Below are 25,657 nucleotides of genomic sequence, written 5' to 3' on the forward strand. Positions count from 1 at the left end.
AAATGAAAATGAAAACGACAAAGCTACTCGCAAAGTCAGCCATCGCCCTGCTTCTTTTGGTCTTTAACAGTTCCTGTAAAGACTATTTGAACATCGATAAATACTTTGATGATGAATTTAAGATAGACTCTGTATTCAGTAATGTGCGTTATATGGAGTCGTACATGTGGGGTGCTGCCGGGATGTTTCCCGATGAAGCAACTACCATACGATTTAATTATACACCAGGTCCAATGGCAACCGATGAAGGTTTCAATGGGCTAACAGGAGTTGGGGTAACCAATGTTTATTTTGGAATGGACTTCGTGACTGGAAATACAAGCCCGGATTATTACGGATCTGGAGCCCAGACATTAAATCAATGGGGTAATTATTACAAGATTATCCGCAAGTGTAACCTTATTCTTCAAAACCTGGATAAACCTAGAGATATGAAGAATTCTGACCGCATGCGTATTGAAGGGTATACCCGATTCATTCGGGCTTATGCTTATTATAATATTTTGATTGACTACGGACCTCCCATTCTGTTGGGTGATGAAGTCATCAATACAAATGAGAAGCTCAGTGCATACGATCGTACGCGAAGCACCTATGATGAAGCAATGAACTATACCTGTACTGAGTTTGAAAAAGCAGCGGCATTGCTTCCATTTGATGTGTCCATATTGGATTTTGGATTACCTACCAAAGGTGCTGCACTTTCCTTGGTGGCTAGACTTCGATTAATACATGCAAGTCCACTCTATAATGGTGGAGATGCAGCGCGTAAATATTTTGCAAACTGGGTTCGATCAACAGATAATAAACACTATGTCAACCAGCAATATGATGAGCGTCGTTGGGCTGTAGCAGCTGCAGCCGCAAAACGAGTAATGGATTTGGGTCGATACAAGTTGTACACCGTACAAGCAGGAGATGATAGTTTTAAACTACCCCAAGGTGTTACTTCAGATCCCAATTTCTATCAGAGTTTTCCTAATGGTGCTGCAGGAATTGATAATTTTAGATCTTATTCTGATGTATTCACTGGGGAGGCTGTGCCTGCTATCAACCCTGAAATTATTTGGGGAAAGAATACCGGTTATATCAACCAATTCATCAGCAAAGGTACTTTTCCTGCTTCCATGGGTGGATGGAACCGCTTCTGTGTAACCCAGAAAATTGTGGATGCCTATTTAATGGACGATGGTCGGACAAAAGAAGATGCAGTAGCTGATGGCTATTACTCAGAGAAAGGCTTTACAGAAAGCCCTAAGTTCTTCTCCGGTTACCGTTTGAATTCTGGTGTTTACAATATGTATGCGAACCGGGAAATGCGTTTCTATGCTTCCATTGGCTTTAATGAAGCCGTTTGGCAAGCTGGTTCCAGTATGGAGCTAAATAACCAAACTGCAAAGTACTATTACCAAGATAAGGATGGTCGTGGCGGTGTGACGGCCACCTCTCCCAATTACCCAATCACTGGATATGTTTTTAAAAAATACAACCATCCTATGGATGCTTGGACCGGTGCTGGTGCCAGACATATTCCAAAGGCCTATGTCATTATCCGTTATGCTGAAATTCTAATGAGTTATGCCGAAGCTTTAAATAATTTGACCTCTTCTCATACTGTGGAATTGGATGGCGTCAGTTATTCGGTGTCTAGAAATACCGATGAGATAAAAAATGCCTTTAACCAAGTACGTTATCGAGCAGGCTTACCTGGATTGACGGCAGATCAGTTGGCAAATTCGCAAACCGTTCAAAAACAATTGGAAAGAGAGCGTATGGTGGAATTTCTTTGGGAAAATCGTCGCTTTTACGATGTAAGAAGATGGGGTATTTATGAAGAAGTGGAGAAGGAACCTATTGTAGGAATGAATCCAGATGGTGCTACCAAGGAATTATACTATCAACGTGTATTTCCTGGAACCTCTTCTTTCAAAGGAAGGTTGGTTGATAGAAAATTAATTTTTGTCCCAATTCCAAGAGCAGAATTAAGAAGATTACCATCATTAGATCAAAACCCAGGTTGGGATTAACCCTTAAATTGTTATGAGAAAAAGAAAACTAATTCCATTATTAGCAATGACTGTTATCTTCTTTGCGAATTGTAAGGACGATAAAATGTTTGAAGTAGAATTGTATAAAAATGTCCTAGCTTTAATTAGTACCGAGCATTATAATACTTTCCAGGAGCCAGTTGAGCTAACTGGTGAACCGGTGGTAGGTTATTTAGCAGCTACTAGTGGAGGAACTTTAGCGCCTGATAAGGATATTGTCCTCAAGCTGGAAGAAGATAAAGAACAGTTCGATTTTTATAATCATACCTTGCATGATGTTAATAAGGATGCCTATGCCAGGTTGTTAGATAAGAAGCATTACGAAATCGCAGAATATGCGATCAAAATACCAAAGGGTTCTCGAACGGGTGTTACTCCAGTAACTTTAAAACCCGAAGGCTTATCTCCTGATTCGATCTATTTTATTTCATTGAAGATTGTGGATGATCCCAAGTTAAGTATCAATAAAAGGAAGAAAAGTCTCTTATATCAAGTGCTGATCAAAAATCAGTATGCCACACAAGAGAATAAAAGCCTGTATGAAATGAGTGGGTTTTTAAATAATGTGGTCATTGCAGGTAATAAGCAAATGTTCCCTTTGACCAAGGATCAGGTAAGAATTACTGCTGGTGTTACTCCTTTTAAATCCAATGTAAAGGATATTAAGGAAACCTCCATTGTTTTGAAAATTGATAGCAATAAAGTCAGTATTCAACCTTATGGTTCGTTGCAGGTCAAGATGATTGATGGGAATAAGGATTTCCCAAACAGCTTTCATGTAGAGAAAGCTTTTGGCAGAACCTTTAATGTATTCTTGTTGGCCTATGAATACAAAGTAAAAAAGAAAACATTTACCATGTTTGAAAGATTACGCATGGAAGTGAAACCGTAGCATAGCTCCCTCTTTCTTATATAATGATTGGGCGGCCTAAGAATAGGTCGTCCAATTTTTTTTAGAACATGATGTAGGTTGATTTAATTTTAGAATTAAAAATATTTGATTTCAGAAAAATGTCAAGGTCTTTGTTTTTCATTTATTTAAATAAATCGAAAGCTCATTAGTTATTTGCTTTTTTCCTATTTCCACTTATCTGTATTATACGTCCAAATTTGACCTAAACTTTATATTTTTTAATAAGGTGCATTGAAATGGGTGTTTCTGCAAATTTATTCTAATAATTAATTATGTTTTCTCGCATAAAATTTAAGCCATTCCTTACAATTGCTTTTATTTTCTTTCTTTTTTTAATGTTACATACTGTGCTTTGTTAACATAAATATGGTATTTATAGAAAAATATTAGCAATAGCTTAATATAAGCTTAACGATAAAATAACATCAATTAAACCTAATTAAAGGCATATTTTCCTACGTTTGTGCTGTCTTTTGAAGAACGTATATCAACCAAAAAATTAATATGAAAAAACTATCCTTATTGCATGTTAACTGTATTTCACTTACATTGTGTTATATATTAACCAAAAGCCAAGCATAATTTTGTAATTTTTTTAAATACATTTTAACTAGCCAAGTTATGAAAATTCTTAATTTATTAACCTTGACGATCATATTTGCCCTGTTGTTTACAGGATGTAAAGATGAGGTGTCCAAGCAGAAGGCGGAGTATGATCCAAGCAAACCTATTGTACTCAAATCATTCTTTCCATTAGAAGGAGGAGCAAGAACCAAGATTTTATTAGATGGTGAAAACTTTGGTACGGATCTTTCAAAAATTAAAGTTTATTTCAATAATGCCGAAGCATCCATTGTGTCCAGCAATGGTGACCGAATTTATGCTATAGTTCCGCGTTTACCGGGAGAAGAACCAAAGATCTCCATCGTTATTGGAAAGGATTCTGTAGCGTATGAAAATTCTTTTATTTACCATACGCAAGCACAGGTCAGCACAGTAACCGGTAACGGAAAGAAAAACTTCAAGCCAGGCATGTTGTCCGAAGCTGAGGTTTATGGTAAATACCTGGAATTGGATGCTGAAGGTAATATCTTCATGTCGTGGCGTGATGGTGGATCACCTGCAACCTTTGGTATTGCTCGTATCAACGAAAAGCAAAATATTGTAACTCCAATCATTGAAGCCGAAGCTGCTACACGTATTTTATATGCCAATGGGCTTACTGTTGATCGTTCTACGGGTATGTTAACCGCTGCTCATGAATCCACTAAAGAAGTGATCTTTACGTTTGACCCAAGAGAAGCTTGGTACCCGCGCCAGCGTAACGTGAAATTCTCAACTGCTGACCTTCAATCCATCGTAGATGCCGATCGTTATAAAAACTTTGTGACTTTCTGCCCTTATGATGGTCACTTATATACACGCTATCGTGATGGTAAGATTGCTAAGATCAATCCTGAAACCATGGAAGCAAAAATCGTTCACCAAGGACCTTATGGTTCACAATATGGGCAAGCGATTAACCCGAAAAAACCATGGTTATTATACATGACTTTACACTCAAATGCGACTCCTACCGAATTCAGACAAGGTATTTCCGTATTAGATCTTCGTGATCCAAATGGTACTGGTGGCTTTAAACGTATGAATGCACCAGGTGGTAGTGGATTCCGGGATGGACCAATTGCAGATGCTTTATTCAATTATCCAAAGGATATCAAGTTTGACAACGACGGCAATATGTTCGTTGCGGATTATGGTAACCACTGTATCCGAATGGTAACACCAGATAATATCGTTAAGACTGTTGCTGGACAACCGGGTACCGCAGGATATAGGGACGGTGGACCTGCCGAATCTCTGTTCAATCAACCTTGGGGTGTTGCGGTAAATGAACAAGGTGATATCTATATCGCTGATTGGAGTAATGCACGCATCCGTAAACTGGTTATCGAATAAGGATAATAAAATCGATCCTACATACCATTGAAAAACTAATTCATTATAATTAACCTATTTCAAAATGAAGATATTTCATGTTATATGTTTGCTGTTATGCTGCACGTTCTTCTCAACGGCACATGCACAGGAAACTAAAGAATTAAATCTGGCAGGTATTGTCGTGAATGAAAAAGGAGAGCCTATGCCTAGTGTATCCATTTTCATTAAAGATAAACCTGTTGGCGGAACTTCCACGGACAAGGATGGTAAGTTCAGCATTAAAGTCATTTACGGTGATAAGGTGGTGTTTAGCCATACCGGATATGAGAACAAAGAGATTGTAGCTTTGGAGTCGAACATCAATATGAATGTTCAGATGAAGGAAGACAATGCCGAAATCGACGAAGTTATTGTTGTTGGTCTAGGAAATACACAACGTAAAATCAGTTCCGTTGGAGCGATTACGACGGTGGATGTGAAAAGCCTACAAACACCAGCGCCTTCCATCGCCAACCTGTTAGGTGGTCGTGCTGCAGGTATTATCTCCATGCAAACCAGTGGTGAACCAGGTAAGAACCTTGCCGAGTTCTGGGTGCGCGGTATCGGTACATTCGGTGCCAATAGCAGTGCCCTTGTCCTTATTGATGGATTAGAAGGTGATTTGAATACCATTGATCCTGCTGATGTGGAAAGCTTCTCTATCTTAAAGGATGCCTCTGCAACCGCTGTATATGGTGTGCGTGGTGCCAATGGAGTAGTCTTAGTAACTACCAAACGCGGTTTGGTAGATCGCATTCAAATTACCGCTCGTGCAAACTCCACACTTTCTCGTTTAAATAAACTTCCAAGTTATTTACGAGCTTACGATTATGCTACCTTAGCTAACGAAGCAAGTATTGTACGCGGTCAAGCACCATTGTACGATGAAACCGAAATGGGAATTATCCGTGACGGTTTAGATCAGGACATGTATCCGGATGTGGATTGGCAGAATGAAATTCTTAATAAAAACTTTTGGAGACAAAGTTACTACGTTTCAGGACGTGGTGGTTCAGAAGTAGCCCGTTATTTCTTGAGCTTAGGTGGTAAGAGTGAATCTGCTGCATATAAGGTTGACAAAAACTCCGTTTACAGTTCAAACGTTGGTTTTGATACCTATAATTACCGTATCAATTTGGATGTCAACTTAACCAAGTCGACGAAAGTTTACTTAGGATCTGATGGATTCTTATCCAGATTAGATCAACCGGGTGTAGCAAATACCGATTATATCTGGGGTGCACAATCGCGTCTAACACCATTGTCTATTCCAACCAAATATTCCAATGGCTTATTGCCAGGGGTAGGAGGTGATGACCGCTCTTCTCCTTACGTGATGATCAACCGTACAGGTAAAGCTTCAGACCAGGCGTTCAAAGGAAAAGTGACATTAGCATTGAACCAAGACTTAGGAAAATTGGTAGAAGGAATGAAATTTAGAGCACAAGGAGCTTATGATATTCACTCTTTCTTTAATGAGCGTCGTGCCGTACAACCAGCACTTCACCGTGCCTTAGGACGTGGTTTTGATGGCTCCTTGATCATGCAAGAAGTCGTACAGGAAAAGAAAGCAACCTATACCAAGGGAATTAATCAATTCCGTAAATTCTTCTTTGAATCTGTTGTAAATTATGATCGTGTATTTAATACCGATCACAGAACTTCTGCTTTGGTTTACTACTACTTGAGTGATGAAAAACATACTGTAGATGCTAAGAGTAATTTAGAGGCCATTCCACTGCGTTATCAAGGTGTTTCCAGCAGAATTACATATGGCTATAAGGATACCTACTTAATAGATGCCAACTTTGGATATACCGGTTCTGAAAACTTCCAGCCAGGTAGACAATATGGATTCTTCCCTTCCATTGCTGTGGGTTGGGTTCCTACAAGCTACCAATTTATGAAGGATGCCGCTCCATGGTTAAATTATTTCAAAATCAGAGCTTCTTATGGTACCGTGGGTAATGACCGTATTACGAGCATCCGATTCCCTTATTTAACAAAAGTGACGCAAGAAGATAACGATGTATGGGGCATCCCGGGCATTGAAACTATCCGTGAAACAAGAATTGGAGCAGATAACCTGGCTTGGGAAAGAGCAATTAAATCGAACTTAGGTTTTGAAGGTAAACTCTTCGATAATAAAATTGACTTTGTTATTGACTTCTTCCAAGATCAGCGTAACGGTATCTTCCAACAGAGGGTGCAAGTGCCGGAATATGTAGGGGTAATTTCCAATCCATTCGCTAACGTGGGCCGTATGAAGTCTTCCGGTATTGATGGAAACTTAAGCTATACCACCCAACTGAATGATGATTTTGGACTTACCTTAAGAGGTAACTTCACTTATTCTAAAAACATTGTACAAAACTGGGAACAGGCTTATTTGGAATACCCTTACTTGGAATACAATGGATTCCCGTATAACTCCATTCGTGGATATCAATCATTAGGCTTATTCAAAGATCAGGATGATATCAAATACAGCCCTAAACAAACATTCGGTGAGGTATTACCTGGGGATATCAAATACAAAGATGTCAATGGTGATGGCGTAATTGATAAGTTGGATATGGTGCCATTGACGCATAGTAATTATCCTTTGGCGATGTATGGTTTTGGAGGCGAATTCCGTTATAAGAACCTAACCTTAGGCGTCTTGTTCAAAGGGACCGGTAGAACATCCTTCTTTTATGTAGGACAACGAATGGTAGTCAATAATGTCAGTCAAATAAATGGAATAGGTTATATGCCGTTCTTCGAAGGGAACTTAGGTAATGTGTTAAGTTTGGCAACAGATCCTAGCAACCGTTGGATTCCGAGAGACTATGCTTTAGCGCATGGCATTGATCCAGCATTAGCAGAAAACCCGAATGCGCGCTATCCAAGGCTGCAATACGGAAATAACCAAAACAACTCTCAATTATCCTCTTTCTGGCAAGGTGATTCACGTTACTTAAGATTGGAGGAAATTACATTGAACTATACGGTTAACCCGAATTTCATGAAACGTATCGGAGTGTCATCGATGGACTTGCAGTTTGTAGGGAATAACCTTTATGTATGGGATAAGGTTAAAATCTTCGACCCAGAACAAGCTGCTTGGAATGGACGTAAATATCCAATCCCAACGACCTACTCATTACAAGTTTACCTTAATTTTTAACGCTGATAAGACGCAAGGAAATGAAAAAATCAATCATAAAAAGAATCTTACAAGTTGCTGTTGTTGCGCAATTAGCAGTATTTAGTACCTCGTGTAAAGATTACTTGAATATCGACAATTATTTTGATGACGAGTTCAATATTGACTCTGCATTCAGTAATGCCCGCAATATGGAAGCCTATATGTGGGGTGCTGCAGCGATGTTCCCGGATGAGTCCAATACCGTTCGCTTTGGATATACACCAGGTCCTATGGCGACCGATGAAGCCTTTAACGGTCTGACCGGGACAGGAACAACCAATGTCTACTATGGAATGGACTTCGTGACTGGAAATATCTCGCCTGATTATTATGGTTCTGGTAATGGGGCAAACGATTATAATTTGAATCAATGGGGTACCTATTATAAAATCATTCGTAAGGCAAATAGTATTCTTACCAATTTGGATAGACCATCCGATTTAACGAACATAGACCGCCTACGTATTGAAGGTTTTACCCGCTTTATCCGCGCCTATGCCTACTATAACATCTTGGTCGATTATGGTCCGGCTATTCTGTTGGGCGATGAGGTTGTAAATACCAATGAGACCATTGAATATTACGATCGACCGCGTGCTACCTACGACGAGACGATGGAATACACCTGTGAAGAATTTGAGAAAGCAGCACGATTACTTCCTGCTGAAGTTTCTATCTTAGACTTTGGTCGTCCAAGCAAAGGGGCCGCATTAGCTTTAATTGCTCGCTTACGTTTAATACATGCCAGTCCATTGTTCAATGGTGGCCCGGTAGCAAGTGCTTACTTTGGTAATTGGCTAAGGAAAACAGATAATGTACACTATGTTTCGCAACAATACGATGAGAAACGTTGGGCGGTTGCCGCAGCAGCTGCTAAGCGCGTAATGGATATTGGAAAATACAAGTTATATACCGTAGTGGCTGATGATAAAACGCCAACACTTCCTAAGAATGTTACTAGCGATCCAAATTTCTACGGCGCATTTCCAAATGGTGCTGCAGGAATTGACCCTTTCAAATCGTATTCTGATATCTTCACTGGTGAAGCTGTACCATCAATTAACTCAGAAGTGATCTGGGGTAGAAATACCAATTACATTAACGAATATATATCGAAGGGTTCTTTCCCTCCTTCCTTGGGTGGATGGGGTCGTTTCTGTGTTACGCAGAAAGTAGTCGATGCTTATTTGATGGATGATGGACGTACGAAAGATGAAGCTCGTGCAGATGGTTATTACTCGGAAACTGGGTTCACCACACAGGCAAAGAATTTCTCCGGATACCCATTGAACTCCGGAATCTATAAAATGTATGCTAATCGCGAAATGCGCTTCTATGCCTCCATTGGCTTTAACGAAGCGGTTTGGCAAGCCTTATCAAGCACGACGCAAAATACTTATACGGCCAAATATTATTACCAAGATGCTGATGGTCGTGGTGGGGTTACAGCAACATCGCCAAACTACCCGATTACAGGTTATGTGATCAAGAAATTCAATCACCCGATGGATGCTTGGATTGGAACTGGTGCACGTCATATCAAAAAGGCGTATTCTATCATCCGTTATGCAGAGATCTTACTTTCCTATGCAGAGGCTATGAACAACCTAACTGGTTCGCATACTGTTGAGGTTGGTGGTCAAAGTTATACCGTGAGCCGTGATGAAGATGCTATTAAGAATGCCTTCAACCAAGTGCGTTATAGAGCCGGTTTACCGGGCTTAAACGCTGCTCAAGTAAGCGATAAAGCAAATGTTCAAAAACAATTGGAACGCGAGCGTATGGTGGAGTTCTTGTATGAAAACAGACGTTACTACGATGTTCGTCGTTGGGGAATTTACGAAGAAACAGAACGTGAGCCAATCCGCGGAATGAATCCAGATGGTGCTACAAAGGATACCTATTACCAACGTGTAATACCGGGTACATCCTCATTCTTGACCCGTGTAGTGCATAAGAAATTAGTATGGGTGCCAATCCCTCGCGCTGAAATGAGAAGATTGCCTTCTTTGGATCAAAACCCAGGTTATTAGGTCTTAAATAAATTAGAATCAAATGAAACGTAAATATATAGCCTTCCTAGCACTTTGCACGATGTTATCTTCCTGCAAAGACAATGAGATATATGAACAGGAAATGTACAAGAATGTCGTTGCCCTGATCAGCAGTACGTATTATAATACTTTCCAAGAAGTCGTACCATTGACCGGTGAAGAGTTTACCGGATATATCGCAGCTTCAGCGGGTGGTACCCATGTAACGGATAAGAACTTGGTCATTGAACTTCAAGAGGATCAAGAACCATTGGATTATTACAACCGTTCGCTTTTCGATGCCGATGAGCGCTTATACGCGAAGTTATTGCCAAAGGATAAGTACAGTATTGAAAACTATAAAATTCAAATCAACTCCGGAGAGCGCACCGGACGTACCATGGTGAAGTTAAAAGTCGATGGTATTTCCCCGGACTCTACGTACTTCATTGCCCTAAAAGCAACCGAAACTGGAGGTGTGGAATTGAATCCGAAAAAGAATACGATTCTTTATCAAATTCAGATTAAGAATGACTATGCTTCTCAAGCTTCTAGTGAATTCTATTCCATGACTGGTTTAGGAAATGATCTAATTACTGCAGGAAACAAAAAACTATTCCCTTTAACGAAGAATAGTGTCCGTATGATTGCTGGTAATGAATCCTTTGAAAATAATATTGATCACATCAATAAGACTTCTTTAATCATGGAGATCGGAGAGGATAATAAAGTGACGATTAAGCCTTATAAAGATTTAGTGGTCAAGCAGATTGATGGGGATACCCGTTATCCGAATACCTATCATGTCGAGGAGTCATTTGGTAGGAAGTTCCACGTGTTTTTAGTCAAATACGAATATACCTTGAACAAGAAGAAAACCATCATGCAAGAGGAACTACGATTAGAGATCATCAACAAATAAACCAATAGAAAAAGCGAATTTTTAATTCGCTTTTTCTATTTTTATTGCACTTTGTTTGAACGCCAATTCGCTCAATAAGAAGCTGTTAAAGGATGAATTTTATGCCAAAGAATATATGTTGCTTTTCGCCTGCATAGGTTAAATTGACTGGGTAGTTTTTACTTTTTCCAACCAAGGAGTTTTCATATTGTTTTTTGATGAAATGATGGTTGATTCCCGCTGTGAATCCAAATCCAAAATTTTCTGTAAGGTAAATGTTTATACCTAATCCGCCTCGTATACCAAAAAGCAATTCATTTGAAAAATCATAATTTGAAAATGTAAACGTATAATCATCGAGCCCATCACCAATCCCATAACCTGCTGTACCACCTCCAAACCAGGATACAGAGAAACTATGATGCGGATAATTGGCTTTATCAATTGGGATCTCTCCATGTAGACCCAATGAAGCATTGAAGTACATCACTCTGTTCTTATAGATGTTCGATTGATCGCTGGGAAGGTTTTTCTCATTTTGAGGAACCTCAACATAAGATATCCTATAAGGCGCAAATTCTATGAAATTAAAGCCTCCACCAAAATAGGGGTTGATATAGGGCTGATTCAAATTGAGAATGTACCGCACATTTAAACCAATTTCGGAATAGTCAGAGCCCCAGCTTTCCTTGGATTTTTGTCGCCCAAAAAACACTTCGAATTCAGCTGCATTTACGTGTTCAAATATTTCAGACGCGATCGCTACCTGCTGGCTCAACCTTAAACCATCCTTTATCTCCTTGTCCATGGTAGAATTTATCACATTCCAGCCGCTAACTGCAAAAACTTCATCCCTTACTTGCTGCGCATATTGCCAATCTGCTATATCTAGACTCTGTTTTGCCCGATTAATAGCGTTCTCCACCTTCATACGTTGCAGGGCATAAAAACGTATAAGATCATCATCCGGAGATGAATTCTTTTTAGCTTCCTCTTTTTTCTCCTTTTTATCTGCATCCTTCACCACCAAGCCAAGCTCTTTCTCTTTTTCCCTTTCTTTCTCTGCTATTTTTGAAAAGAAATTTTGTAGCCTATCATAATTTGAATGAGGGGGAACATCTTTTTTTAAAGCATCAGGTAATCCTTGATAGATGTTTCTCGCTAGCATAAAACTTTCCTTTGCCTCTGCATACCTCTCTTGATTAAACAGTGTTTCTCCTTCATGATACCATTTGTTATAAACGGTGATTTTTTCCTTCGAACCCAAATAGTTCTCAATCAAACTTTCAAAAGTGACGTAAGTGTCTGCGCCAGCATACTGGACTTGATGCAATTTGGTCATTTCTAATGTATAGAGATAATGCATTTGCTCGCTGATGTTGTTAAAGGATATTTCATCACTCAAGGCAAAGCCTCCGTCGGAAGTATAGCTCAAGATAATTTTCTTGTCGCCATTTTGCACACGGTTTCCTGCACTCATTAATGACATGGTTACTGTTGGATTGATAACCTTAACACGCCTTAAAGCCTCCATTAACCCTGGAACTTCTTCTCTGTAAACTTTTCCATTATAGCGGTAACCTTCGTGTGATAGGACTGAAATAGGGCTGTAAATAATTCGAAATGTTAGTTTTTCTTCCTTCTTGTTATAGGTTTTTTTTGTGCTCACACTGAAATTTAGTGTCTTAATTCCATTGCCTCTTTCATCCATGTAGTAAGAATAGTTCTGTGAAAAGGACTCGCGAGCAAAAAGAAGACACACGACCAACATGAGTATTCGCATGTAGTTAGCACGATAAATTAAAATATTCATAAGCTTTATTCTTTGGTTAATAATAGAGATAAAGCTAGGTGATGATCATGCTGGAAAAAATAACTATTTATGGTTATTTTATTTGGATAAAAATATATTCGGTAGTTTATAAAATGACCAAGTTATTTTGAGGTTATTGATTTATTTGATGCTGGTTTTTATGCGGAAATTGAAAGTTATGAACAGGTTCTCTTGTGTTTTGAAAAGTTGATTTTGTATCTAATTTCTATGGTCTGGTGTCTTTTGTCTTTAAAAAATTAAAAGGTATAGATTAAAGTTCTTCCATCATCGATGGAGGATGACAGGTCCATATGAGAGAGATAAAGACTCTTCATTTCGTTCTGTATGTAAATAGCATAATGAAATCGATACCGCAATCGAATTCTTCCTTGAATTTTGTTTGAAAATCTTAAGTCTTAAAGATCTAATTTACCATGGGTCTAACTCGTATTTAACTCCATACAAACCCCTATTAAGTTAGGGTTGGATTCGAGACTCTAACGGATCTCCTTCGGAACTTGTTCGGATCTCCTTCGGATCTCGTTCGGTTCCGACCGAACGAGATCCGAACAAGATCCCTATCAGATCCTAAGAAATTCCCTAAGAGTCTCGAAGCAATATGGAGCTTAAGTAAAAGCAATATGGAACTTAAGTGTAAGGAATATACAACGAAAGACCTTCTTTAAAAAATGATATTTGGAGTTGATTTTAGCTATTTTACTGACCATTTATTTAATAATCATAATCACTGCAATCGATGTTCTGCCAAGCGGTGAGTCCTTCATTGATTAAGTCGGAGCCCCCCTCACAGTTCTTCAATTTGTTTAAGAGAACAATTGCGGCTTGTTTCGTGGTTGAGCAGCCTGCAGAGGTTGGGTTTTTCGCAAAGGCTGTTGCTCTTTGGGTATAAATATTCGATTCTGATTCGATATCGCAAGCTGCTTCTGCTATTTCTTCGCACGCGTTAAAAGATAATAAGGTAAGGGCTGCTGCAGCCATCAACATTCTGGAAAATTTGGTTTTCATAATTGATTGGATTTAATGTTAGATAATTAATTGGTTAAATAATTCTTTATCAAATTTCGAAAAGGGAAGAGTTGATGTCAATACCTCAAATAGGGCATTTTTTGATTTTGGGCTGTTTTGGTTTTCTGCTGTTTTAATAGTTTAAATGTTTATTAATCAATTTGTTGAATGGGAAATAGTAATTGCGATAAAAATGTTTAAGTAACCAACTAAACAATTTTTTGTAATAACAAAGAAGCTTTTAAACCAACCAGCGCGATTTTGTCACCTTGTTTTTATTAACGAATTATTAAATTAAATTTTCATGGGTTAAAGTTTTCGGAAAATAACTAAATTGAAACATAAAACGGATTGTTATTATATGTTTGTAGAGACGAGAACAAAAACCATGATGCAGGCGGCAATGAATAGTCGTTACGGACCTCCAGAGGTAGTGCAAATTGCGGAGATGCCCATTCCTTCTCCTAAGAAGGATGAAATTCTAATTGAGGTTTTAGCTAGTACGGTTAATCGTACGGATTGTGGTTTTCGATCTGCACAATATTTTGTTTCTCGATTTTTCAGCGGGCTTTTCCATCCTAAAAATAAGGTTTTGGGCTGTGAATTTGCTGGAAGGGTGGCAGGGATTGGGGAAGATGTTGAGGAGTATAAGTTAGGTGATTTGGTTTTTGGCTTTGATGATTCGAATTTCGGAGGACATGCCGAGTATAAAGTTGTTGGTACCGATAAAGTGGCATCTATTCCTCAAGGAATAAGTGTTCTGGATGCGGCAGCACTGACCGAAGGAAGTCATTATGCTTTATGCAATATTCGAGCTGTTAAGGTAAAGGCTAGTGATCAGGTCCTGGTTTATGGTGCTTCTGGCGCCATAGGATCTGCTGCAGTACAATTATTGAAACATATGGATGTTTTTGTGGTTGCGGTGGCAGGTACAGCCCATCAGGATCTGCTCCTAAAATTAGGCGCAGATGAAATTTGGGATTATCAAAAACAAGATATAAAGCAGATTCCTCATCTATTTGACTTTATTTTTGATGCCGTCGGTAAATTGTCTTTTGCACAATGCAAGCCCTTGCTAAAGTCGAAAGGTATTTACATTTCAACTGAATTGGGAAAGGGTTCGCAAAATGTGTTTCTGGCCATATGGACCCCCTTATGGTCTGGAAAGAAAGTGCTTTTCCCCTTGCCAAGCATAAATAAAGAGGATTTGATTTTTCTATATAACTTGGCTGAACAAGGTGCTTTTGTCCCGGTTATTGATCGTAGTTATTCTTTGGATGATATTGTGCAGGCTTATCATTATGTGGAAACTGGACAAAAAGTGGGTAATGTGCTGATCGATATGAGAAAAGGCAAAAATATTCTTAATCAAGGGTAATAGCATTTCCACGCAAAATTACAAATACAATTTTGAATTGTATTTAGTGAACACAGCATGGCTTTTGAAACAGAACGTTAAAAAATCCAATTATTTACGATTAAATAAATTTCAGAATGAGAAAATATTATTTCTTATTATTTTTTAACATATGTAAAAAAAGATTTTTAGATTAAAAAAATTGATATTTTGTTCGTTTATTGGTGTTTAAATTATAAAATATTAATCAATATGAAACAATTTGAAAATCTAGAAGGCAATTTCGCTCTCGATGCTTCTGAAAAAATTTCGAGGACCCAGTATGACAAAAGAAATTCGGACGCTTTGAACACAGGCCTATCTGCTGCTGATGGCATAGGTGATCCAAATATTACGACCTTTGTTCGAGGGGGCAGTCCTTCTTATGCCGGTTTATCAACATTCCTTAGAAGCCCGTTTTTGGAAGATGTGAATGAAGTGAATAAATACGATGTAGCATTTGTTGGAGCTCCATTTGATGCCGGCACGACGTTCAGACCAGGTACACGCTTCGGTCCGGAGTCTATGCGTCAAATTTCAAAGTTATACCGTACTTACCATTTTGAAGCTGGAATTGACTTGGCAGAGTCAATTTCTATGTGCGATTTGGGTGATATCTACTCTATCCATAATTTAGAGAAACAAAATGCACAATTAGAAAAAGCCTTACACCACATAATTTCGAATGGGGCTTTTCCAGTAGTTTTAGGTGGAGATCATTCGATCGCTTACGGAACACTGCGAGGTGTTGCAAAAGCAGTGGATGGGAAAGTCGGGGTGATTCAAATCGATAGACACCTTGATATGCAGGTTTCGGAAATGGATGAAAAGATGCACGATACACCCCTGTACCATGCAAGTAAACTTCCGAATCTAGATGGGAATAATATCGTTCAAATCGGAATCGGTGGTTGGCAGAATGATGTAAAGGGAAGTATTGAGGCTAAGAAAAATGGTAATACAATTCTAACGATGGGTGATGTGGATGAATTTGGAATTGATAAAATCGCAGAAATAGCCTTAGAAAAAGCTTGGGCTAATGGCGTAAAAGCTGTTTATCTAACCATTGATATCGATTCTGTTGATTCAGGGATTTCAATGGGAACAGGGTGGCCTGAACCTGGAGGTTTTTTGCCGCGTGAAATCCTGAAATTAGTGAAGAAATTAACCGCACCAGGCTTAATAGGCATGGAATTAGTAGAAGTGAGTCCTCCTTACGACCACCATAATCAAACTGCATTAATGGGAACCCGCATAATTTGTGATACCTTAAGCTCTTTAGTTGTTAATCATAAACTTGGAAAATAAAGTAATTTGTATTATTTGAAGCCCTAATTAATTATCATAAAAGACGAGTAATTTTAAGAACCAATCAAAAATTAAAGCGACTGGCCCTAATGGAACCAGTCGTTTTTTTATGGCTGAATTAAGCCATTAACAACCCCCTTTTTGTTAATAATGAGATAATATAGAATCCGTATTTTAGTGAAGTAAATAACATCGTTTTTAGAAATGAAAAAATTAACCTTATTCCTACTCCTAGTTTTTATTGTTCAGTTGGTTCAAGCTCAGAATCGAGCATTGGAGATAAGGAACAAATTATTGAATAGAGATGTCAGTTCGGTTTTAGTAGTTGCCCATAGGGGCGATTGGCGCAATGCGCCTGAGAATTCCTTAAAGGCGATAGATTATGCCATCGATATGGGGGTTGACATTATTGAATTGGACGTTCAAAGAACTGCTGATGGGAAGTTTATTCTCATGCACGATAAGACCTTGGATCGTACCACTACGGGTAAGGGAGCAGTTGGCAAGGTTACATTGGATTCTATCCGAACTTTGAAGTTGAGGAATGGCTGTGCCATCAAGACCAAGGAGACTGTGCCAACTCTAGAGGAGGCTCTGTTGCACGCAAAGGATAAGGTGATGATCAATCTGGATAAAGCAGATTCATATTTTGATGAGATTTATCCACTGTTGGAAAAAACAGGGACTACCAAGCAGATTATAATGAAAGGTAGTCGCAATCCTGAAGAAGTAAAATCGAAGTTTTCTGCTTACCTGAATGAAGTTATCTATATGCCTGTTGTGAATTTGGATAAAGCAAAGGCTGAGGAGAATATAAATGCTTTTGTGCAAGATTTGAAACCGGTAGCTTTTGAATTGGTTTACAACGATAGCACAAATTTATTACCTGCAAAAGCGGTTAAATTGTTGGAAAAAAAATCCCTGATATGGTATAATACCTTATGGGACAGCCTATGCGCTGGTCATGATGATGATTTAGCCTTAGAAGACCCTGATAAAGCTTATGGTTATTTGATCGATACATTAGGGGCAAGAATTATACAGACGGATAGACCTGCTTATCTGATCAATTATTTGAAGGGTAGGGGATTGCATTAAGTTGAAGGTTTTTTATGATGGGATTTTCTAAGGGTGAATTGGGAAGTTTTAATGAATTGGATTTAAATAAACTAGTGCGGATATGCCGTAAAAATTGAAGATTCCAAAATCGAAGATTTGGAATGACGTTGGGTTGGAGGAGAATAAAGACTCTTCGCTATGCGCAGAGTTGGAAGTGGATAGATGATAAATCGCCTTGATATCTCAAATCTTATATCTTATACCTAATAGCGCAGCGGTCTCAGATACTATAAACTAAAAAAGCGACTTAAAAAATCGCTTTTTTTTATAACTAACCAAGTGAATGCATTTCCATAATGTAAAAGGTCTGTGCTAAATTATTCTTTAAAAATAATTTGTTTTTTAAGGCTATAAATTTATCCAGTCTTTTCAAGATGTTTAATCATGAAGAAGGCGGAATCCTTTATTGATTCCGCCTCCTGATTAAATCTATAAGGCACCTCTAGTTAAAACTGCCTCTGCTTTATGACCTTCTAATTCGAACTCCAGATATTTTAAACTTAAGTTATGGTAGTAATTACTTTCCAGAAAATATTCCACAGCGGTAATTTGTCCGATTTGAAATGCCTTATCCAATAGCTTTCCATTGTCAAACTGTTCTAACAGCGTGTTGTATTGGGCCATCATTTCCCTTGAAATTGCCAAAGATCGGATAGCTTGCTCTTGTTCAGTATCAAGTTCGGCTTGTAATTCTTGGATGTTGGCCTCCTGAAGCTGCATTTTTGCAATAGCTTCTTTGACTTTGTTCTTATTTGCCCATAGTGGAATACTGAGGCCCAAAAGCCCACCATGGAACTGTTGATCTAAAATCCCCTGATAATGGTATCCGATCTCAATTTTCGGAAGGTTTCCTTTCTTAGCTAATTCAATTTGTTGTTTGGCCAAGGCATAGTTGTTATCCTTCCAACCCTGAAGATCAATGTTATTTGCTTTTAAAGTTTGATTGCTCAATTCGGGATAGTTGGACTTCAGAAAAACTATTGGTTGAGCTCCGTTTAACTGTGCTAAGCTGGTTTGTAGTCTAGCGATCACCTGTTCGTTCTGTTTAATGTTTGCTTGGTTGTCCAACAGTTGAACTTTTGCCTTGTTGACATCAAGGGCATTTCCATTGCCGATACTTAAGTTACGTTCAAATGCCTGAAGGACCTGCTGATATTTCTCCTTCTGCAGTGTATAATGAGCAGTCAGCTTATTTCGATAAATCAGTTCCAAGCAGATCAATTTCGCTTGCAGAAGAATTTGTTGTCGTTTTAATCGCCATTCGCTATTTGCTGATTTTTCATATAATGAAAGAGCATTTTTTCTTGCTGAATAAACCGATGGGAAATCAAATTTTTGCGTCAAGGTAACATCGGTTTGATTTCCAGCAAGGCTAGGAGACCCCTTCATAAAATCATACTTGAGGGCAGGGTCTTCCATGTTATTTGCCGTTTTCAACTCCAAAACCTCCGAAGTAATCCCAGCGGATTTTGCCTTTAGAGTCTTATTATTTTGTTCTACAGCAATTAGTATCTGCTGAATATCATTTTCTTGTGCTATGACATGTCTGAGGAAACCCAACCCCAGCAACATGCAAATAAATCTACGCTTCATTTTTCTCTAATTTTTTGTTGGTTAAATAATAGACAATTGGTACCACAAATATATTGAGAAGGGTAGAAGTCAATAATCCACCCAGAATTACCTTGGCCATTGGACTTTGGATTTCATTGCCAGGAAGGTCGCTGGCGATTGCCAAAGGAATCAGAGCGAGACCAGCTGTTAGTGCAGTCATTAAGATTGGACTCAAACGATCTTTGGATCCTTGAATAATGATCTCATGTAAGTTCAACCCTTCCATTTTCAACTGGTTGTAGTGGGACACCAATAAGATTCCATTTCGAGTTGCCACACCAAATAAGGTAATGAAACCGATAATAGCCGGAATACTAAGAATTCCGCTTGTAAAGTAAACTGTAAATACACCTCCAATTAGTGCCAACGGTAGATTGATCAATATAATCGATGTTATCTTTGTATCTTTAAACTCTCGATATAGGATGAGGAAAATAATTAGAATCGAAAACATGGAGGCGATAATCAAGGTTCGTGAAGCTTCCGCTTCGGCTTCAAATTGACCTCCGTACTCTATATGGTAATTTTCTGGCAAGTTAACTTTTGAAGCAACGACCTGTTGGATTTCCTCTACTGCAGATTTTTGATCTCGTCCTGAAACATTAACTGAAACAACCGTCTTGCGCTGAACATTTTCCCTGTTAATCGTGTTAGGACCTGTTGTGCTCAGCACATCGGCCACATAATAGAGCGGAATTTTCTCGCCATTTGCTGTTTCGATCAATGCATTTTTTATCAGGTCGATCTGACCTCTGCTTGTTTCATCGAAACGGACCATGAGATCGAATTTACGGTCCTCTTCATAAATCTCAGATACCTTTTCTCCTGCAAATGCCACGTCAATAAATTCATTGAAATCTCCTACAGTTATGCCATATTGGTTAAGCATATTTCGGTTGGCTTTAATCTGAACTTGTGGGATTTCGATCTGCTGTTCCACACTTACATCTACTAATCCATCAATGCCCTGAATTTCAGTTTGAATCTGCTTGGAGAGCTTAAAGAGTTCATTTAAATCAGCTCCGAATATTTTAATGGCGATATTGGCGCGGGTCCCAGATAGCATATGGTCGATTCGGTGACCAATGGGTTGGCCAATGGTAATATTTACACCCGATATCTTGCTAAGTTTTTCTCGAATATCCTCCATGAATTCAGCCCTGGATCTATCTTTCAATTCGAACGGGGCATCTATCTCGGAAGCATTGACCCCTTGCGCATGTTCATCTAATTCTGCGCGTCCTGTTCTACGTGTTGTAACTGATATCTCTGGAACAGATAACAATGTTTGCTCGATTCGGTTACCAATCTTGTTGCTCTCGTCCAAGGAAGTCCCAGGTAGGGTCACGGTACTGATCACCAAGGAACCCTCATTAAATTCAGGTAGGAAGCTTCGTCCAAGTTGTGTAAAAACAACAATAGAAATGATGAATAGAGAAATCACGAGTCCAAGAACTACTTTTTTGTACTTCAGCGCCTGCTCAAGAAGTCCATGATATCCTTTTTGCAGTTTATCAACTAGCCAACTTTCCTTTTCAGCCTTTTGCAAACGCTCTTCGTTTGTGAGAAAGTAACTACACAAAACAGGTGTCAGGGTGATGGAAACAATGAGCGATGCAAACAAAGAAACTATAAACGCAATTCCTAGTGGTACAAGTAATTTTCCTTCCATTCCCGATAAGAAAAACAGCGGTATAAAAGCGACGATAATGATAAATGTCGCATTGATAATGGAATGTCTGATTTCAAAGGATGCATCAAAGATTACGGTAAATTTATCGCGTTGTTGATCCTTTGGCAACTTTGCATTTTCTTTTAAGCGCTTCAGCACGTTCTCCACATCAATGATCGCATCATCAACTAAATCTCCAACGGCAATGGCCATTCCTCCCAAGCTCATGGTATTGATGGTAAAACCTAGCCATTTAAGGGTGATGATGGAGACAATGATTGAAATCGGGATAGCGATAAGCGATATTAGTGTTGCGCGCCAGTTCATTAAGAACAAGAAAAGGATTACAACAACAAATATGCTTCCTTCGATCAACACTTTTTGGATATTGCCGATTGAAGCATCAATAAAGTTCTGCTGCCTGAATATTTTGGTATTGATCTTAATATCAGATGGAATATTCTTTTGTAAATCTGCGATTGTGGCATCAATCTTTTCAGTCAGTTCCAAGGTGTTGGTACTGGGCTGTTTCATGACAGTCATTATCACAGCAGGTTTACCGTTCATGGAGCCATCACCAATTTTTGGTGCTGCATCTACCTTAATTTCCGCTAGATCTGCAATTCTAATGGGCTTTCCGTTAACCATTTTTACCAAGGAGCGGCCAATTTCTTGAACATCGCTGCTGCGTCCGATACCCTTGATGATATATTCATTGCTATGATCATACATAAATCCACCAGAAGCATTGCCATTAGATTTTTTGCTGGCCACGACCAGTTCCTGTAATGAAATCTTATAATAGGCCAATTTTTGTGGCGAGGCGAGGATTTGGTATTGCTTAAATCCACCTCCGGTGGTGATAACCTGAGCCACACCACCTGTAGCCAATAGGCGGGGTCTAATGGTCCAATCTGCAACCGTGCGAAGGTCGATTTGAGAGGTAGAGTCGGAAACCAAACTGATGAGCATGATTTCTCCCATAATAGAGGTCTGAGGTGCCATGGTCGGGTCTCCAACACCTTCTGGCAACTGTGTTGCAATTACGCTCAATTTCTCACTCACGATTTGGCGTGCTTTGTAGACATCGGTATCCCAGTCAAATTCCACCCAAACGATTGATATCCCTGCAGAGGATGAAGACCGAACTCTACGTACATCAGTTGCACCATTCAAGGATGTCTCGATGGGAAAGGTCACCAATTTCTCCACTTCTTCAGGTGCCATTCCATGAGATTCTGTTAGTACTACTACTGTAGGAGCAGTTAAATCTGGAAAAACGTCAACCTCCATGCGGGAGCTTAATATGGCTCCGAACACAAGTAGTAAAGAAGAGGCAATGACCACGAGCAGGCGATTGCCGAGGGAAAAGTGTATTATTTTATTTAACATAACGGTGGCGATTAATGTTCATGGCCATGCGCTGGCATAGCACCTGAAGCGGTCATTAATTTGATTTGATAGCCTCCTTTTGATACAACGCGTTCCCCATTCTGTATACCCGCTGTTACAGATACTTGTTTACCATCTGACTCCCCTAGAACTACTTTCCGTTTTTCAAAGGATTCACCGGTAAGTTGAATATAAACATAGTAATTCCCTTGTTCTTCGATGAGTGCCGTCTTGGGAATAACGGTACTCGGGGATTGGCTTGAAGTTATAAGGTATACATCAGCAAAAGCTCCTGGATAAATATTCCCGACATTGTTTATCTGGATTAACACAGGAACAAAAGGTGCTTTATCCGCAACCACCTTACCGATGGAAATCACGCGTCCTGCAAGTTCAGATGTGCTGTACACTTTATCTTCACCAGCTATTTTGAAGTTTGCACCGACAATTTCCTTTGCCTTGACTAGATCGGATTGATAGAGATTGGCCTGTAGGATTACATTTTTGCTGTTAGTAATGGTAGCCAAAGGTGTACCTTCTTGAACATAAGCCCCATCACTCACCAATAAACTTTTGATGTATCCACTTTTGCTCGCACTTATCCCTTTTCCTGAACCACTCTGGTTATTGGACAACTGGTTATAGAGCGTCTGGGCATTTTCATAGTCGAGTTTGGATTTCTGGAAATCGTTTTCTGATATTAATTTGTCCTGAATGGCCAATTTCGCGCGGTCATAATTGTTCTTTGCATTATTTGCACTGTTTCTTGCTGCTGCGATCTGACTGTTCAGATTGTTCTGTGTTAAATCCTTGGAGCTTACGGTGAAGAGTTGTTGTCCAGCATTCACCTGACTACCTACGAGTGCCGGAAAGCTTAAGCGTAGGATTCCACTAGACGTGGCCGTGATAACGTATTCGTCCGAAGGAGCATTGATAAACTGACCCGAAGTACGGATAACACCATTGAAATTCTGTTGCTTGACCTCAACCGTTGCAAATTCGGTATTCCAGGACTGTTCCTTTAGGTAAATGATATCGGATGCATGGGAATGAGCACCACCAGCTTTTGAGGCCTGAACGATGGATTCATATATGGGAAGATCCCTGATGACGATTCGGTCAGAAAAGTCCTTGGTCTTAAGTTCAAATACCAAAGTCGATGTATCTTGATATTTTGGCTGCAGGGATAGTTGGAATATTCCTGGGGAAGAGAGAGAATCTGCTGTTGCCTTAATCCCATTGCTGCCACTGAGCAGGCTGACCGTCAGTGATCCATTTTCCAAGGGTTTGAAAGTTTCTCCTAAAAGCGTATAGTGGGCAGCAAACTTAATCTTTTCACCAATAATCAGGGGTCTGAACTCAACAAAGAGTTCTACATTTTCGGTATATATGGTATATGTTAATGGTTCTAAACTATTAACTGTTAATGACGTCCCTTGTGTACCTGCATTTTTAGCATCCTGGTTGCAGGATGCCAAAAGCAAGGTACATGCAAGGGATATCAAAGTTGATATCCTTAGCATGTTTCTTAATTAAAATGAATTAATGAGCGTGAGTTTCTCCGTTCTCGTGCTTGTGCTCTTTTTTACTCTCCAAAGATTTGTTGGCATCATCTTTCAACGTACTGTCCTGAGTTACCTTGAACTCTTCTTGTTTGGTTGAATCGGCATGGTCTGGGCCTTCATGTGTCGTTCCGTCGGCATGCGTGTGGGATCCTTCACCATGGGCAGCTTCGCCTTCTGCATGTTCATGTCCATGGTCATCTTTAGGTGCAGTATTGTTGCACGCAGTAAATAGTAAGCCTGAAATTGCTAAGGCAAAAAATAGTTTTTTCATCGTTGTGAAAATTTAAGGTTTAAAGAAAAAAAATCGTTAAAAATACGGGGTGTTAAACGATGAAAAAGGGAGGCCCCCTTAAGGAGAAGTTAAGGTTGTATTTATTGGAAAAATGGGGTGTCGTCCTGCTTTCATAAACGATCGGTTTGCTAATTAAATAGGGTACCGATAGTGGCTGAAGAATATTTGCTATGTCTAGCTTATTGATTTTCTTTAGCACCTTTTGGACAGTAACTTCACTACGTTGCACATAGACAACACTATCTCCGCTATGGTGTAAATTGGAAAATAAGATGTCAAAAATATTGGTGCTGGTCGAATGTTCTTCCTGGTCTGTGCCATCATGCTCATGTAAATGACTGTGCTCGTGGGCATGATCATGGGCATCTTGAGTGGCGGCAGACTCTGCATGATGGTGGTGGTGTGGCACAAAGCTATGGGCAAGGATAAATCCCTGAACCAAAATCATAAGATATACTATGGAAATCTTTTTCACCATCAACCAAAAGTAGGGATATAATTTTATATTTATTACAATTGCAATAAATTTTTGTACATCCTTATTTCTAAACATTATAACGTTCTTGACTTCATTTCATGGGAGCAATTGAAATTAGGATAAGCTGTAATTTTAGTCCTTCATGAATTGTAATTGGCCTATAGAGCTACGTCCAGCAAAATTTCTGTTTCTGAGCTTATACCTTCATTCGGAATCACTTGAGAAATCCCCTTTTAAACAAAATCTAAAAGAGTGTTTTATTGTATAAATATTTCCTTCTATGAAAGTAAAATGATGTGGGTGAAAGTATGATTAAGATTACAGAATACTGAACTTGGGTTATCTGAGTTTTCTCAAGGTAGGGCTTGGTAGTAGGGAGAAAAATTAACCTTATTCCTACTTCTAGTTTTTATGTTCAGTTGGTTCAAGCTCAGATTCGAGCATTGGAGATAAGGAACAAATTATTGAATAGAGATGTCAGTTCGGTTTTAGTGGTTGCCCATAGAGGAGATTGGCGCAATGCGTCGGAGAATTCCTTAAAGGCGATAGATTATGCCATTGATATGGGGGTTGACATAATTGAATTGGACGTTCAAAGAACTTTTGATAGGAAGTTTATTCTCATGCACGACAAGACCTTGGATCGTACCACAACTGGTAAGGGAGTTGTTGCCAAGGTTACTTTAGGTTGGAGGAAGAATAAATAATCTTCGCTTTGCGCTGAGTTGGAAAAAGCTAAAAACTAGGGAAGTTTAAAGTATAATTGTTTTGTCAACCTTAGGTTTAAATACTGCCATTAGTCTTGTCCAGGTTGATTATAGGATGAATGTTATTAAAGGTAATATTTGACTTAAATTTAAACGATAAGGTTTCGGGAGAAGAGACGGAATGAAATATTTCTTTATTCATTAATGACT

The 25,657-nt window shown here is 39.1% G+C and carries 17 protein-coding genes; 10 read left to right on the forward strand and 7 right to left on the reverse strand.

The genetic code is table 11. From position 1 onward, the window contains the following. Positions 1 to 8: 8 nt before the first annotated feature. The 6 genes from ACP6L2_RS17140 (at position 9) to ACP6L2_RS17165 (ending at position 11,086) form a co-directional block, all read left to right on the forward strand. Positions 9 to 2,027 carry a RagB/SusD family nutrient uptake outer membrane protein gene (locus ACP6L2_RS17140; protein ID WP_440510473.1) on the forward strand — a complete coding sequence of 673 codons (2,019 nt, stop codon included), beginning with the start codon at positions 9 to 11 and terminating at the stop codon, positions 2,025 to 2,027. A 13-nt stretch (positions 2,028 to 2,040) separates the two neighbouring features. Next, a complete protein-coding gene (locus tag ACP6L2_RS17145) occupies positions 2,041 to 2,940 on the forward strand; it encodes a BT_3044 domain-containing protein (RefSeq protein ID WP_440510474.1) in 900 nt (299 codons plus the stop codon). A 642-nt stretch (positions 2,941 to 3,582) separates the two neighbouring features. Then, positions 3,583 to 4,920, forward strand: a complete 1,338-nt coding sequence (locus ACP6L2_RS17150) for an IPT/TIG domain-containing protein (protein WP_440510475.1) — start codon at positions 3,583 to 3,585, stop codon at positions 4,918 to 4,920. 64 nt (positions 4,921 to 4,984) lie between these two features. Next, complete coding sequence (locus ACP6L2_RS17155; protein WP_440510476.1) at positions 4,985 to 8,110, forward strand: SusC/RagA family TonB-linked outer membrane protein; 3,126 nt, start codon at positions 4,985 to 4,987, stop codon at positions 8,108 to 8,110. A gap of 20 nt (positions 8,111 to 8,130) precedes the next feature. Continuing rightward, positions 8,131 to 10,164, forward strand: coding sequence for a RagB/SusD family nutrient uptake outer membrane protein (locus tag ACP6L2_RS17160; protein WP_440510477.1), 2,034 nt, complete (start codon positions 8,131 to 8,133; stop codon positions 10,162 to 10,164). 22 nt (positions 10,165 to 10,186) lie between these two features. After that, complete coding sequence (locus tag ACP6L2_RS17165; RefSeq protein ID WP_440510478.1) at positions 10,187 to 11,086, forward strand: BT_3044 domain-containing protein; 900 nt, start codon at positions 10,187 to 10,189, stop codon at positions 11,084 to 11,086. An 85-nt stretch (positions 11,087 to 11,171) separates the two neighbouring features. Here ACP6L2_RS17165 and ACP6L2_RS17170 read toward each other — a convergent pair whose 3' ends face one another. Next, complete coding sequence (locus ACP6L2_RS17170) at positions 11,172 to 12,878, reverse strand: hypothetical protein (RefSeq protein WP_440510479.1); 1,707 nt, start codon at positions 12,876 to 12,878, stop codon at positions 11,172 to 11,174. A gap of 732 nt (positions 12,879 to 13,610) precedes the next feature. After that, positions 13,611 to 13,904, reverse strand: coding sequence for a hypothetical protein (locus ACP6L2_RS17175; RefSeq protein ID WP_440510480.1), 294 nt, complete (start codon positions 13,902 to 13,904; stop codon positions 13,611 to 13,613). Positions 13,905 to 14,265: 361 nt separating this feature from the next. On the opposite strand from ACP6L2_RS17175, the gene ACP6L2_RS17180 reads away from it, so the two are divergent. The 3 genes from ACP6L2_RS17180 to ACP6L2_RS17190 all read left to right on the forward strand — a co-directional run bounded on the left by ACP6L2_RS17180 (position 14,266) and on the right by ACP6L2_RS17190 (position 17,706). Next, positions 14,266 to 15,282: an NAD(P)-dependent alcohol dehydrogenase gene (locus tag ACP6L2_RS17180; protein ID WP_440510481.1), complete on the forward strand. Its 1,017-nt coding sequence runs from the start codon at positions 14,266 to 14,268 to the stop codon at positions 15,280 to 15,282. A 231-nt stretch (positions 15,283 to 15,513) separates the two neighbouring features. Next, complete coding sequence (locus ACP6L2_RS17185; RefSeq protein WP_440510482.1) at positions 15,514 to 16,608, forward strand: agmatinase family protein; 1,095 nt, start codon at positions 15,514 to 15,516, stop codon at positions 16,606 to 16,608. Between the two features lie 204 nt (positions 16,609 to 16,812). Next, on the forward strand, positions 16,813 to 17,706 hold the full coding sequence (locus ACP6L2_RS17190) for a glycerophosphodiester phosphodiesterase family protein (protein ID WP_440510483.1): 894 nt from the start codon (positions 16,813 to 16,815) through the stop codon (positions 17,704 to 17,706). Between the two features lie 450 nt (positions 17,707 to 18,156). On the opposite strand, the gene ACP6L2_RS17195 is transcribed toward ACP6L2_RS17190, so the two are convergent. Genes ACP6L2_RS17195 through ACP6L2_RS17215 form a run of 5 tightly spaced genes read right to left on the reverse strand, consistent with a single transcriptional unit; the run spans position 18,157 to position 24,815 of the window. Next, the gene (locus tag ACP6L2_RS17195) at positions 18,157 to 19,320 is read right to left on the reverse strand and encodes a TolC family protein (RefSeq protein ID WP_440510484.1); all 1,164 of its coding nucleotides are present in this window, start codon (positions 19,318 to 19,320) and stop codon (positions 18,157 to 18,159) included. Then, positions 19,310 to 22,405 carry an efflux RND transporter permease subunit gene (locus ACP6L2_RS17200; RefSeq protein WP_440510485.1) on the reverse strand — a complete coding sequence of 1,032 codons (3,096 nt, stop codon included), beginning with the start codon at positions 22,403 to 22,405 and terminating at the stop codon, positions 19,310 to 19,312. Before ACP6L2_RS17200 ends, ACP6L2_RS17195 begins: the two co-directional genes overlap by 11 nt. 11 nt (positions 22,406 to 22,416) lie before the next feature. After that, on the reverse strand, positions 22,417 to 23,928 hold the full coding sequence (locus tag ACP6L2_RS17205) for an efflux RND transporter periplasmic adaptor subunit (protein WP_440510486.1): 1,512 nt from the start codon (positions 23,926 to 23,928) through the stop codon (positions 22,417 to 22,419). Between the two features lie 19 nt (positions 23,929 to 23,947). After that, positions 23,948 to 24,241 (reverse strand): hypothetical protein, encoded by a 294-nt coding sequence (locus ACP6L2_RS17210; protein ID WP_440510487.1) that lies wholly within the window; start codon positions 24,239 to 24,241, stop codon positions 23,948 to 23,950. Positions 24,242 to 24,293: 52 nt separating this feature from the next. After that, on the reverse strand, positions 24,294 to 24,815 hold the full coding sequence (locus ACP6L2_RS17215) for a DUF6769 family protein (RefSeq protein ID WP_440510488.1): 522 nt from the start codon (positions 24,813 to 24,815) through the stop codon (positions 24,294 to 24,296). A gap of 290 nt (positions 24,816 to 25,105) precedes the next feature. Here ACP6L2_RS17215 and ACP6L2_RS17220 point away from each other — a divergent pair, with 290 nt between their 5' ends. Further along, positions 25,106 to 25,447: a glycerophosphodiester phosphodiesterase family protein gene (locus ACP6L2_RS17220; RefSeq protein ID WP_440510489.1), complete on the forward strand. Its 342-nt coding sequence runs from the start codon at positions 25,106 to 25,108 to the stop codon at positions 25,445 to 25,447. Positions 25,448 to 25,657 lie beyond the last annotated feature (210 nt).

This window comes from Sphingobacterium lactis, assembly GCF_051951495.1.
Classification (GTDB): domain Bacteria; phylum Bacteroidota; class Bacteroidia; order Sphingobacteriales; family Sphingobacteriaceae; genus Sphingobacterium; species Sphingobacterium lactis_A.

Excerpts from the sequence above, each read along its gene's own strand:
- ACP6L2_RS17175 (WP_440510480.1), bottom strand. The coding sequence starts at position 13,904 with ATGAAAACCAAATTTTCCAGAATGTTGATGGCTGCAGCAGCCCTTACC.
- ACP6L2_RS17155 (WP_440510476.1), top strand. The coding sequence starts at position 4,985 with ATGAAGATATTTCATGTTATATGTTTGCTGTTATGCTGCACGTTCTTC.
- ACP6L2_RS17205 (WP_440510486.1), bottom strand. The coding sequence starts at position 23,928 with ATGCTAAGGATATCAACTTTGATATCCCTTGCATGTACCTTGCTTTTG.
- ACP6L2_RS17145 (WP_440510474.1), top strand. The coding sequence starts at position 2,041 with ATGAGAAAAAGAAAACTAATTCCATTATTAGCAATGACTGTTATCTTC.
- ACP6L2_RS17185 (WP_440510482.1), top strand. The coding sequence starts at position 15,514 with ATGAAACAATTTGAAAATCTAGAAGGCAATTTCGCTCTCGATGCTTCT.
- ACP6L2_RS17150 (WP_440510475.1), top strand. The coding sequence starts at position 3,583 with ATGAAAATTCTTAATTTATTAACCTTGACGATCATATTTGCCCTGTTG.
- ACP6L2_RS17170 (WP_440510479.1), bottom strand. The coding sequence starts at position 12,878 with ATGAATATTTTAATTTATCGTGCTAACTACATGCGAATACTCATGTTG.
- ACP6L2_RS17180 (WP_440510481.1), top strand. The coding sequence starts at position 14,266 with ATGTTTGTAGAGACGAGAACAAAAACCATGATGCAGGCGGCAATGAAT.
- ACP6L2_RS17140 (WP_440510473.1), top strand. The coding sequence starts at position 9 with ATGAAAACGACAAAGCTACTCGCAAAGTCAGCCATCGCCCTGCTTCTT.
- ACP6L2_RS17190 (WP_440510483.1), top strand. The coding sequence starts at position 16,813 with ATGAAAAAATTAACCTTATTCCTACTCCTAGTTTTTATTGTTCAGTTG.
- ACP6L2_RS17165 (WP_440510478.1), top strand. The coding sequence starts at position 10,187 with ATGAAACGTAAATATATAGCCTTCCTAGCACTTTGCACGATGTTATCT.
- ACP6L2_RS17210 (WP_440510487.1), bottom strand. The coding sequence starts at position 24,241 with ATGAAAAAACTATTTTTTGCCTTAGCAATTTCAGGCTTACTATTTACT.
- ACP6L2_RS17195 (WP_440510484.1), bottom strand. The coding sequence starts at position 19,320 with ATGAAGCGTAGATTTATTTGCATGTTGCTGGGGTTGGGTTTCCTCAGA.
- ACP6L2_RS17160 (WP_440510477.1), top strand. The coding sequence starts at position 8,131 with ATGAAAAAATCAATCATAAAAAGAATCTTACAAGTTGCTGTTGTTGCG.
- ACP6L2_RS17200 (WP_440510485.1), bottom strand. The coding sequence starts at position 22,405 with ATGTTAAATAAAATAATACACTTTTCCCTCGGCAATCGCCTGCTCGTG.
- ACP6L2_RS17215 (WP_440510488.1), bottom strand. The coding sequence starts at position 24,815 with ATGTTTAGAAATAAGGATGTACAAAAATTTATTGCAATTGTAATAAAT.